This is a genomic window from Paenibacillus kobensis NBRC 15729, from assembly GCF_004000825.1.
GTDB classification, from domain to species: domain Bacteria; phylum Bacillota; class Bacilli; order Paenibacillales; family Paenibacillaceae; genus Paenibacillus_T; species Paenibacillus_T kobensis.
Map to the genome: position 1 here is coordinate 98,366 of NZ_BILZ01000011.1, position 11,413 is coordinate 109,778.

Sequence of the window (11,413 nt, forward strand, 5' to 3'; positions counted from 1 at the left end):
AATAGACAAAAACAAAGAGCTGCTTTCAATTTAGAAAGCGCTTGCAATTGGTGAGGGGCGAATCATTAACAGGAGGATGCCCTATGAGAGCGAGCAAAGTAAACCGGTTATGGATCGTCATGTTGATCGCTGCGCTTGTCGCGGCTTATTTGCCGGTCGTCAGCAGTGCAGCGCCTAATCCTGAACTAGGACCAGCAGAAGCGCACAGCGCGGCAGGAGACCCTTTGTTGAAGGCGCCGGGCAAGAAGCCTTCGGCTGCAGGCGCGCTGCACATCATCGAGCAGGACGGGAAGAAGACGCTTGGCGATAAGGACGGCAATCCCATTCAACTGCGGGGAATGAGCACGCATGGCTTGCAGTGGTTTCCCGAAATTATTAACGACAATGCTTTCGCCGCACTGGCGGACGATTGGAATTCAAACATTATTCGTCTTGCGATGTATGTCGGCGAGGGCGGTTACGCATCGAATCCTGCTCTGAACAAGCAGCGGGTCATGAATGGCATCGATTATGCCATTGCGAACGATCTGTACGTGATCGTCGACTGGCATGTTCATTCGCCGGGCAATCCGAATGCGGATGTGTACAGCGGAGCCATGGACTTCTTCAAGGAAATATCGGAGAAATATCCGAATAATCCGAACCTCGTTTATGAGCTGGCGAACGAGCCAAGCAGCAATGACGGCGGAGTCGCAGGCGGCGGAGTGACGAATGACGCTGCCGGCTGGCAAGCCGTGAAATCGTATGCGGAGCCGATTATTAAGATGCTGCGCGACAGCGGCAACGACAACCTTGTTATCGTCGGCAGTCCGAACTGGAGCCAGCGTCCCGACCTGGCCGCAGACAATCCGATTAACGATGGCAATACGGCGTATACGGTTCATTTCTACACGGGAACACATCAGCCGTCGTCTAACAGCGAAGACCGCGGCAATGTGATGAGCAATGTCCGTTATGCGCTGGAGCATGGCGCCGCTGTCTTCTCGACGGAATGGGGAACGAGCGAAGCAAGCGGCAATAACGGACCTTATCTCGACGAAGCGGACGTATGGCTAAGGTTCCTGAATGAGAACAACATCAGTTGGACGAATTGGTCGCTGACGAATAAGAATGAGACATCGGCAGCATTCATGCCGCTGGAACTGGGCAAGCAGAATGCGACGGATCTGAATCCGGGCGATGATCAGGTATGGGCTCCCCGTGAACTTAGCTTGTCCGGCGAGTACGTTCGGGCGAGGATTAAAGGGATTGCGTATGAACCGATCGACCGGACAGTGAAGGAAAGCTACAATACAGTCATCTGGAATTTCGATGACGGGACGACGCAAGGCTTCGGCGTTAACTCGGATAGTCCTGTTAAGACGGTGACGCTGTCGAACACTAGTAATGGCTTGTCCATTGCCGGCTTAGGAACAGGTAATGATGTGTCCGCCTCGAACTTCTGGGGTAATCCGCGCCTATCGGCTGATGGTACAGCCATCCATCCTAACGTGCTCGGCGCGGAAAAGCTGACGATGGACGTCATTGCGCCGTCGAAGACGACGGTCGCTATTGCAGCGGTTCCGCAGAGCAGCTCTGCTGGCTGGGCGAATCCGAAGCGTGCGGTGCAAGTGACGCCGGAGCAATTCGTGCAGCAAGAGGACGGAAGCTACAAAGCGACGGTGACGATTACGGCTGACGATGCGCCTAATCTGCAGGCGATAGCGTCGCATGCCACCGATAACGTGATGACGAATCTTATTCTGTTCATCGGAACGGCTTCGGGGGCGGATTCGATCGTTCTGGACAACATTGCGGTATCGGGCAACCGTGCCGTCGTAGAGCAGCCGGTCGTCCATGCACCGCTTGGAACGGCAGCGTTGCCTTCCACCTTCGAGGGCGAGGAAGCGACCAGACAAGGCTGGAACTGGGACGGCGGCTCCGGTGTGAAGTCGGCGTTAACGATTGAGCAGGCGAACGGGTCGGGCGCGCTTTCCTGGGAGACGGTCTATCCGGACGTGAAGCCGACCGATGGCTGGGCTTCTGCGCCAAGACTCATCTTGAGCGGCATTAATGCGATGAGAGGCCTGCACGACCGCTTGGCGTTCGATTTCTATATCGATCCGGTTCGGGCAAGCGAAGGGGCAATATCGATTAATCTCGCTTTCGCTCCGCCAGCGCTTGGCTATTGGGCTCAAGCCGCTGCGAATGTGAATGTTCCGCTGGACAAGCTTAATACGCTGCAGCGGACACCAGAAGGATTGTATTATGTGCCGGTATCATTCGATCTGACGAACATTGCAGACAATAAAGTGATCGGGCTGGATACGCTGCTTCGCGATATTACGCTTGTCATGGCGGATGCGGGAAGCAACTTCCAAGGGCGGATGTATGTTGATAACATCCGGTTCGATTCGGTTCCTAGCGCGCCGACAGGGCTGACAGCCGCAGCGGGCAACGGACAGGTTGTATTGAATTGGGATGCTTCCGCAGCAGGCGGACTGACCTACAGCGTAAAGCGCTCGACGGAGCAAGGGGCTTCCTATGCGACGGTAACGTCCAGCGTGTATGGTTCGACGAGCTACACGGATGCGGGTCTTACGAACGGGGTGAAATATTACTACGTCGTAACAGCATCGAATAAGGCAGGAGAGAGCGCGCCTTCCTCCGAAGCATCGGCTACGCCTTACAGCAGTAATGTCTATGTGTCTTCGGCGCCTGCCCCAGCGAACACGGAAGAGGATTGGTTCGACCTGCCTTCCGCTGGAAGCGACGGGGTCGTGAAGGTTGCTGTCGACGGCGCATTCCGTATCCATGCGAATGACGAAGCTCTTGCTGGCGCGAAAGCAGTGGAGTTCACAAGCGGCATGACATCCGTGCGCATTCCGGCTGCAGTTATTCGCCAATTGCAAAGTCTGATAAGCGGGCCGGAGCTTGCCAAAGCGGCAATCGTCCTGCGGATGGCGCCGCTGTCCGCATCCGAGCGGGCAGCTCTGCTGGAGCAGGCGGGTGAAGTGAACGGAGCGGATCTAACGGCAGCAGGAGACATCGTACGCTTCTCGCTTTCGATCGCGGGTGCTGACGGCAAGGAGCATAAGCTGGACGTCTTCGAACAGCCGGCCATGCTGTCGTTCCATGCGCACGCGGCCGATGAACATGCCGTAACCGGCATTTACTACATCGGAGATGACGGCTCGCTGCATTACGTTCGCGGCATGCAAGAGAGCGGCATGATGACCGCAGAAGTGAGCCACTTCAGCGTATACGGTTTATTGAACTTTGCGAAGCCGTTCCAAGACGTCCCTGACGGGCACTGGGCGTCGGATGCAATCAAGAAGCTGACAGCTCAAGGCATCATCCAAGGCGTAGACGAAGGCCGGTTCGCTCCGTCGGCACAAGTGACCCGTGCTCAATTCGCCGTGCTGCTTGCGCGTGCGCTTGGACTGCAGCCGGGAGAGAGTGTACGCTTCAACGACGTCGATCCGTCATCTGCGTATGCTAGTGCAATTGCTGCAGTGACCGAAGCGGGAATCGTGAATGGACGAAGCGAGACGTCGTTCGCTCCGAAAGAAGCGATAACGCGGGAAGAGATTACGGTCATGCTCATGCGTGCTTATGCTTATGAGACAGACCGTACAGACGAGGAGAGCGGACACCACCAATATGCGGATCAATCTTCCATATCAGCTTGGGCGCAGGCTGCGGTGAATGCGGCGCATTCGCTCGGCGTGATTCAAGGGCGCGGCGACAATCTATTCGTGCCGCAGGGAACGGCTACGCGCGCGGAGAGCGCGATGCTCATTGTACGGCTGCTTGACCTTTTAGAAGCATAAAATGAGCTTGTCGGCGGTTCAGCGATGAACCTCTGACAAGCTTTTTTTTGTTTCGGTAGTTCGCTTCAACTGACGGCGCTGACGAACCGGATGGTCCAAGTGATGAACGAGCCGGAAAGCATCGTGAACCATTTCAAAGTATAAGCAAGTTAATAGAACAAGCGTCGAGACGGATAACTCGGCGCTTGTCTTTTTGTGCCGGGGGAGAGTTGGTCTTAGACAAGATGCCGTTCGCATAACGATAAGCATTAGGGCGAATAAAGGGAGCATCCCGCGTCTGAATAGGAGGCAGGAGCCAATGGAGTCGTTCGGAAGAGGCTGTTTATATATTATTGTTGGTATCATTGTGCTAGTGTTGATTGCCTTCTTCATTGGAGGGACGCTTACGATCCCATGGTATATTCTGATCCCGCTTATTATATTGGCTTTCTGGGCGGCGTCTAAGAGGAGCAAGTGAGCAGCAGGGCGGGGCGCTTTGCGTCTCGCTTCTTTTTCATATACGATGTTAGGAATAGACTGACGTTATGTAATGCGAGAGAGGGACGGGGAAGACGAATGGCCAATAGGGAGAAACAAGCTGCGGTTGAAGTGCATGTGTTGACTGGGTTTCTGGGAAGCGGCAAGACGACGCTCCTGAAGCGTCTGCTGGATGAGTATGAAGCGCAGGGGAAGAAAGCGGCGGTCGTCATGAACGAGATTGGCGACGTTAATTTGGACGGGCTTGAGGTTGAATCGGCTGTGCCGATGGCGGAGATGCTGGGCGGCTGCATCTGTTGTTCGATCCAAGGAGATCTGAGTCTGGAACTGAAGCTGCTGATCGATGAGCATTCGCCGGATGTCGTATTGATCGAAGCGACGGGAGCCGCTAATCCGTTCGAATTGATCGATGGATTGACGGAGACGGCGATGTATACGCACGTCGAGCTGAAATCGGTCATCGCCGTTATCGATGGGCCTGAGCTGCTTGCCCGTAGACGGACCGGCGGGCAGACGTTCCGATTAATGAAGGAACAGATCCGCTGCGGCACGCAGCTGCTGCTTAATAAGTCAGATAAGCTTGCAGGAGACGAGCTGATCGAGGCGGAGCAATTGATCCGCGAATTGAACGGCTATGCGCCGATGATCGCGACGGTTCGCTGCATGGTCGACCGCGACTGGCTCGTTAGTCTGGCAGAATCGGGGGCGGTGCCCGGCAAGCGGTCTGCTGCCGGCAATGGCGGCGGCGGTTCGCAGGATGCTCATGAGCATGACTGCGGGCCGGACTGCGGCCATGACCACTCTCACCACCATCATCACCATACGGAGGCGGGGGCAAATCATTCGCACAGCAGTCATGAACATGTGATGGCGTTGACTTATTATTTGGACGGGCCGGTGGACAGTTATAAGTTCGAGGAGCTGCTGAAATCGCTGCCGGACAACGTATACCGGGCGAAAGGCGTCGTGACGTTCGAAGGCGGCGAGACAGCGAGCCGGTTTCTATTCCAATATGCTTACAAAGAGACCGATTTCATTCGAATAACACCGCAAGGGAAAGTATTCGATGTCGCGGTGTTTATCGGCGAGCATTTCTCCAAGGACGAGCTGCTTCAGCGGCTGAAGCTGTTGAACCTGTCCGAGTAGCGATATGTCTATATCGCACGAGAAGGCTGCATAACAATTGGCAATAAAGCCCATACTAACCGTGATTCCACAACGGGAGGTATGCATATGACATGGAGAAAGCAAGGATTGGCGCTTGGGATAGCCGCTTCGATGCTGCTGACCGCCGTGCCGGTCTTCGCGGCCCCGTCCGCTCCGTCCGGAGCGCCGGAAGCGGATTCGAATCACCAGGCAGAGCAGAGCCAACAGGCAGAAGGCTGGGGCCATGGCCATGGCCGCCACGACGAACGCCATCAGCTCGAACGGCTGCGTTATATCGCGAATTACTTCGGCATTGAGACCGACGGTAAAGACAGCAAGCAGCTGTTCGAAGAAATTAAAGCGGCCAAGAAGGCGAATCCGCAAAAGTGGGAGTCGTTCAAAGCTGAGCACCGCGCCAAATTCGAGGAGCGCCTGAAAGAAGCGGCCCGCTATTTCAACATCCCGACAGAAGGCAAATCGGTTGAACAGTTGCATAAGGAAGTGAAGGCGGCGCGCGAGTTGAATCCGGACAAATGGCGTGCGTTCATTATGGAGAAGCGCGCACAGCATGATGCAAGCAAGCGCGGCAATCTGCCGGAGCAGCCCAAGGACAGCGGCCAGCCGCCGAAGCAGGAGAAGGGAAGCAACGCTTAATGTAAAGTTTACTTGAGCCTTTGCAGACGGACAGATGTTATCTGTTCGGATGCAGAGGCTTTTTTGCTGCATTGACACCATGTCTGGAAGGGACTACCATGAGAAAAATACGAACTTATACATATGGAGGTATTGCGTGTGAATAAAGAAATGCTTTCCGAACGCGTTCGGGTTACGCAACGACGGCTGCGTAAGGAGCTGATCGGCAGCGTGCTGGATGAGTTCGACGGACAGCTGATGGGATTGCCCCAGGACAAGAGGCTGCAAAAATACGCGAAGATGGCGGGGAGTCCGTTTTCGTTTTATCGGGGGAGCGCCTATTTGTTTTATTTCGACGTCAGCCGGGAATGGTTTCCGTACCATACTTCTCCTGAACGGCCGACGTGGATTCAGGGGGATTTGCATTTCGAAAATTTCGGAGCGTTTCGCAGCGAAGACGGCCGGATCGTATATGATGTCAACGATTTCGATGAAGGCTATCTCGGTTCGTATTTGTACGATTTGCTTAGAATGTCGGTCAGCATAGCGTTGGTTTGCCGAACCAAGCAGATCGAGGAGGACGGACAGAAGAATGCGATCACCACGTATTTGGAAGCGTACGCCAATCAGATTCGCCGATTTGCGAAACACAAGGACGACCCGCGTACGCTAGTCTTTGACAAGGACAGGACGTCAGGTCTAATACGCAAGCTGTTGAAAAAGACGGAGAAGCGGTTGGCGTCGCAGTTTTTGGAAGGCGTAACCACATTGACTCGCTCGGCAAGGCGGTTTACGAAGTCGGATGAGATCCGCCCGGTTACGAAGGCAGAGCGCCGACAGCTGGAGGACAGCTGGCAGCATTACTTGGCGTCGCTGGCGACGGGCACCAAACGCCCTGACGGGTACTACGCGATCAAAGACGTTGCGGTGAAGCACGGCTCCGGTACCGCGTCCATTGGATTGGACCGCTATTACGTCCTTATCGAGGGCGAAGGCGGTGCACATGCTTTAGACGATATTATCATCGAGGTGAAAGAAGTACGAGCCCCTGTGCCAGCGTATTTCATGCCTTATAACGAAACTTTCTGGACATATTTCGGCCATCAGGGCAAGCGGGTTATTGCTACGCAGCAGGCCATGCATCATATGGCTGACCCTTATTTAGGTTATTTGACGATGGATGAACGGGATTATTACGTAAGAGAACGGTCTTCTTACAAGAAGCGGCTTAAGGCCGATAAGTTGGCGGAAACAGAGGACTGGATGCCGGTGCTCGATTGTATGGGACGGATCACGGCAAAGCTTCATGCGCGGGCGGATGCGGACATCGAGCACGGGCTGATGCCATACCATAGCGAGGATGAGATTCTTCAGGCCATCGGACCCGATACGGATGCTTTTTGCGATTATATCGCCCATTGGGCCATTTCATACGCACATCAGGTAGAGGAAGATTACGCGTTGTTCACAGAATGGCTCGGCGAGCGGAAAGAAAACCGGCATCAGACCGTCGCTCACAATGAAGCCTAGGAGATACCGGCAGTATCGAAAGAAGCCTCATTCGAGGTTTCTTTTTTTTATTAATTTGATTTATATCGACTATCATGAATATTAATTTAATCTATAATAGTGACCCCATTATAATTAGCTGTAGTGAAGTGCCGTCGGGTAGAGTTCCGCATCCGATGCCAAACCAATTGTTCGATGATGGGAGAGTTGAGGTATGGAGGAAAGTACTGATTTCTTGAATTGGGATAGGACGCAATTAAACAAACATTATGAAGCTCTTAAAGAAAAATATGCGGGGTACAAGCACCAGGCCATGAAATTGGATATGTCCAGAGGTAAACCGTCTCCCGAACAGCTTGAACTTTCCATAAGCATGCTTGATATCGTCACATCCCGTGATCGATTAACCGCAATGGACGGTACGGATTGTCTCAATTATGGAGGCGTCGACGGGATACCCGAAGCGAAACAATGGTTTGCATCAATGCTTGGCGTCCGTTCGAATGAAATCATAATCGGCGGTAATTCAAGCCTGACGATGATGCACGATACGCTCAGCAGAGCGATGCTTCATGGCGTACGCGGCAGCGAGCAGCCGTGGGGAAAGCTTCCGGCCGTTAAATTTCTATGCCCAAGTCCAGGATACGACAGGCATTTCGCGATATGTGAGTTGTTGAACATTGAGATGATTACAGTGGATATGCTTCAGGATGGACCGGATATGGATGCTGTGGAGCAGCTTGTGAGCCAAGACGATACGATCAAAGGAATGTGGTGCGTTCCCAAATACAGCAATCCGGAAGGCATCACTTATTCGGATGAGACGGTTGACCGGCTTGCCAATATGACGACGAAAGCCGCCGATTTCAGAATTTTTTGGGATAACGCTTATGCCGTACATGATTTAACTGACCAACCTGATCATTTGAAAAATATGCTGGATGCCTGTACAGATGCCGGAAATGCTGACCGTGTGTTCATGTTTTGCTCGACTTCCAAGGTTACTTTTCCTGGAGCCGGAGTTGCTGCTATGGCAGCAAGCGTCGACAATGTTAATGCGATTAGGAAACAGCTTGCCGTCCAGACGATCGGTCCTGATAAGATCAACCAACTGAGACATGTCCGGTTTCTCCAAGATCTCGATCATTTGCGCGAACATATGAAACAACATGCGGCTATTCTGAAACCTAAATTTGATTTGGTTCTCAATAAATTGGAGTCGGAGTTAGGCGGGAACAATATTGCGGCTTGGAACAGACCAAACGGAGGATATTTTATTAGTTTGAACACATGGGATGGTTGTGCCAAAGCCGTTGTTCAAATGGCTGCTGAAGCCGGCGTAACCTTGACTGAAGCCGGAGCAACATTCCCTTACGGCAATGATCCGCGTGACCGTAATATTCGAATCGCGCCTTCCTTCCCGTCTCTGAATGAACTGGAGAAATCAATCGAGGTGCTGTGCATTTGTATCCAGTTGGCAAGCATCAATAAAATTTTAACGGCGTAGAAGCAGGCATCCATCCGAGAGGCCTAAACGTATGAAATGAAGAGAGTCCGGCCCAATGGGCAGGACTCTCTTTTTGCGTATGGTCGGGAATCTATATGTTAATCAAGAACGGCAGTCATATGCGCTTTCGTAATCGACCAGTGGGAAGCGGCCCAGTGCTTTTCTTTGTTCTTGAAATAGATGACCTGCGGCGATTCATGCTTCACGCTCAATTCCTCGGCGATCTGGTTGGATACCGGACGGGATTCGATGACCTTAACCAATGTATAATCTACTTCTTGATTAGGCGAACCCGTGAGATAATCTTCATATTCTTTGAGCGCATTCGCGCTTACAGGGCAGGTCGTGCTGTGTTTCAAAATCACTTGACCGCGTTCAGCCGATTTGGCCACTAGTTCATTCCACTCTTCAAGAGTCGTAATCTCATGCCAGTTCATCTTCATACCTTCTTTCATTGGATGGTTTAAGATCTACTTACTAAACAAAAGTAAGGTAATTGAATATTACCATGTTCATATCTTTAGTCAAGTTAACAGGAGACGGGTGGTGCCCTTACGTATTATCTCCTGCAGAGTAGAACCTTATTTAATGGATCTGGTGAGCACATGGAGGCTGCTGCCCTTACGCTTCTTTTTTTGGACATTGTATGGTAAGGTCAGGTAGAGGTCATTGAAGATAGGTTGCAAGATCATTAGCGGCTTAATCATTTATTTTATGGATTCGGAGGATGGATCTCCTATGAACTATGAAGTGATGTACCAAGGCGCATTCGCGCTGCTGAAAGTAAAGCTTGACCGCGGCGAGACCGTGAAAGCGGAAAGCGGTGCGATGGTATCGATGTCTCCGTCGATCGAAGTGTCCGGCACGACTGACGGCGGCATTATGCGCGGTCTTGGCCGAATGCTGAGCGGTGAGACGTTCTTCTTCCAAGAGCTGTCGGCTGCAAGAGGAAGCGGCGAAGTGCTGCTCGCTCCGTCTTCGATGGGCGATGTACAAGCAGTCGAGCTGGATGGCAGCTACCGGCTGCTCGTTCAGAAAGACGGGTTCCTGGCAGGAACGAGCGGCATCGAGGTCAATACGAAAATGCAAAACTTAAGCCGCGGCTTGCTGTCGGGCGAAGGATTTTTTATCGTCGAAATTAGCGGCAGAGGTACGGTGTTCCTGTCTTCCTTCGGCGCGATTCATGCCATCAACCTCGGTCCGGGCGAAGAAATCGTCGTCGATAATGGACATCTGGTCGCTTGGCCTGACTATATGAACTATACGATTGAGAAGGCGTCCAAAGGCTGGATGAACAGCTTGAAGAGCGGCGAAGGACTCGTCTGCCGGTTCCGCGGCGAAGGCGTCGTCCTTATTCAAAGCCGCAATCCCAAAGGCTTCGGCGGCTGGCTGAAAAAGCTGATTCCAGGCGGCGGCGGTGGCGGCGGCGGTTTCTTGTAAGTCGATCAATAGTATATTATAGATTGTTCATTTACACATGACGAAGAACGTCCTGTTAACCCTTATTCGAGGGTGAACAGGACGTTTTTTATTTGTGAGAAGTCAGCTTAGTGCGCAGTTCACACGGTAATATCCATCCCTGATGATACAAGTAAACGTTTGTTGTGAGGACGAGAGGAGGAAGAAAGAATGAATGAGTTTGAGAAGCGGCATGCCGATTGGTTGGAAGGTCACCGAAAGAAAAGAAAAGGTGAGCGTCGAGGACGTCTGGAGCGTGGGCATGGTCACGGTGAGAAGTTGTTCTTGGAGCGGGTGTGGTGGACGATTTTCGGAAATTTAGACGGGCTGCATCCGGAATATGAAGTGGCCGATTGGCGGGGAAGGCCGAGCTTTATTGATCTAGTGTGGATTCGTGGACAGTATAAGTTTGCGTTCGAAATTAAAGGCTATGGCCCTCATGTACAGAACACGGACCGGACTCGTTAACGGAAGGAGCTTAATCGCGAAACATTTTTGACCATATTGGGATATAGAGTGATTGCCATACCTTATGACGATTTGGCTGAGCAGCCCGAACAAACGATTATGTTGATTAAAATGCTGCTGGCTCCGTTTAGTGCGGCGATTGATTCATCAGATGGCAAGTATACCAAGCTTGAACGCGATGTGCTGCTAGTCGCTTCTCGTTGTGATAAGCCGCTTCGTCCCATTGATCTGCTGGAAGTGCTGGGGATTGGTAGGAGAACAGCCGTCGCGACGCTGAAGTCGTTATGCTCGAAGGGGCGGTTTCGGCCTATCCCCGGCAAGTACGGTAAAAGAATTAGGCATTATGCGTTTATTCCATCATCAACAGACCATTGGGGGTTGTTTTGAGCGATTTAGGTGCCGA

Annotated in this window: 10 protein-coding genes; 9 read left to right on the forward strand and 1 reads right to left on the reverse strand. The window is 52.4% G+C overall.

Features of this window, described 5'->3' with window-relative positions:
• Positions 1-83 precede the first annotated feature (83 nt).
• From PKO01S_RS09610 to PKO01S_RS09630, 6 genes are all read left to right on the forward strand, one after another.
• Positions 84-3,812 (forward strand): carbohydrate-binding domain-containing protein, encoded by a 3,729-nt coding sequence (locus tag PKO01S_RS09610; RefSeq protein ID WP_127531117.1) that lies wholly within the window; start codon positions 84-86, stop codon positions 3,810-3,812.
• Positions 3,813-4,110: 298 nt separating this feature from the next.
• A complete protein-coding gene (locus PKO01S_RS28745; RefSeq protein ID WP_164779552.1) occupies positions 4,111-4,269 on the forward strand; it encodes a hypothetical protein in 159 nt (52 codons plus the stop codon).
• 98 nt (positions 4,270-4,367) lie between these two features.
• Entirely contained in the window at positions 4,368-5,435 is a 1,068-nt protein-coding gene (locus PKO01S_RS09615; protein ID WP_127531118.1) for a CobW family GTP-binding protein, read from the forward strand.
• Positions 5,436-5,522: 87 nt separating this feature from the next.
• Positions 5,523-6,089, forward strand: a complete 567-nt coding sequence (locus PKO01S_RS09620) for a hypothetical protein (RefSeq protein WP_127531119.1) — start codon at positions 5,523-5,525, stop codon at positions 6,087-6,089.
• 123 nt (positions 6,090-6,212) lie between these two features.
• Entirely contained in the window at positions 6,213-7,598 is a 1,386-nt protein-coding gene (locus tag PKO01S_RS09625; RefSeq protein ID WP_456152490.1) for a DUF2252 domain-containing protein, read from the forward strand.
• A gap of 193 nt (positions 7,599-7,791) precedes the next feature.
• A complete protein-coding gene (locus PKO01S_RS09630; RefSeq protein ID WP_127531121.1) occupies positions 7,792-9,084 on the forward strand; it encodes an aminotransferase class I/II-fold pyridoxal phosphate-dependent enzyme in 1,293 nt (430 codons plus the stop codon).
• Between the two features lie 98 nt (positions 9,085-9,182).
• Here the strand turns inward: PKO01S_RS09630 and ytxJ are convergent, their stop codons facing one another.
• Positions 9,183-9,521, reverse strand: coding sequence for a bacillithiol system redox-active protein YtxJ (ytxJ, locus tag PKO01S_RS09635; protein ID WP_127531122.1), 339 nt, complete (start codon positions 9,519-9,521; stop codon positions 9,183-9,185).
• Between the two features lie 301 nt (positions 9,522-9,822).
• On the opposite strand from ytxJ, the gene PKO01S_RS09640 reads away from it, so the two are divergent.
• The 3 genes from PKO01S_RS09640 to PKO01S_RS09650 all read left to right on the forward strand — a co-directional run bounded on the left by PKO01S_RS09640 (position 9,823) and on the right by PKO01S_RS09650 (position 11,397).
• Positions 9,823-10,524 carry a TIGR00266 family protein gene (locus tag PKO01S_RS09640; RefSeq protein WP_127531123.1) on the forward strand — a complete coding sequence of 234 codons (702 nt, stop codon included), beginning with the start codon at positions 9,823-9,825 and terminating at the stop codon, positions 10,522-10,524.
• Between the two features lie 189 nt (positions 10,525-10,713).
• Positions 10,714-11,010, forward strand: a complete 297-nt coding sequence (locus PKO01S_RS09645) for a hypothetical protein (protein WP_127531124.1) — start codon at positions 10,714-10,716, stop codon at positions 11,008-11,010.
• Positions 11,011-11,058: 48 nt separating this feature from the next.
• Complete coding sequence (locus PKO01S_RS09650; protein WP_127531125.1) at positions 11,059-11,397, forward strand: hypothetical protein; 339 nt, start codon at positions 11,059-11,061, stop codon at positions 11,395-11,397.
• Positions 11,398-11,413: the final 16 nt, after the last annotated feature.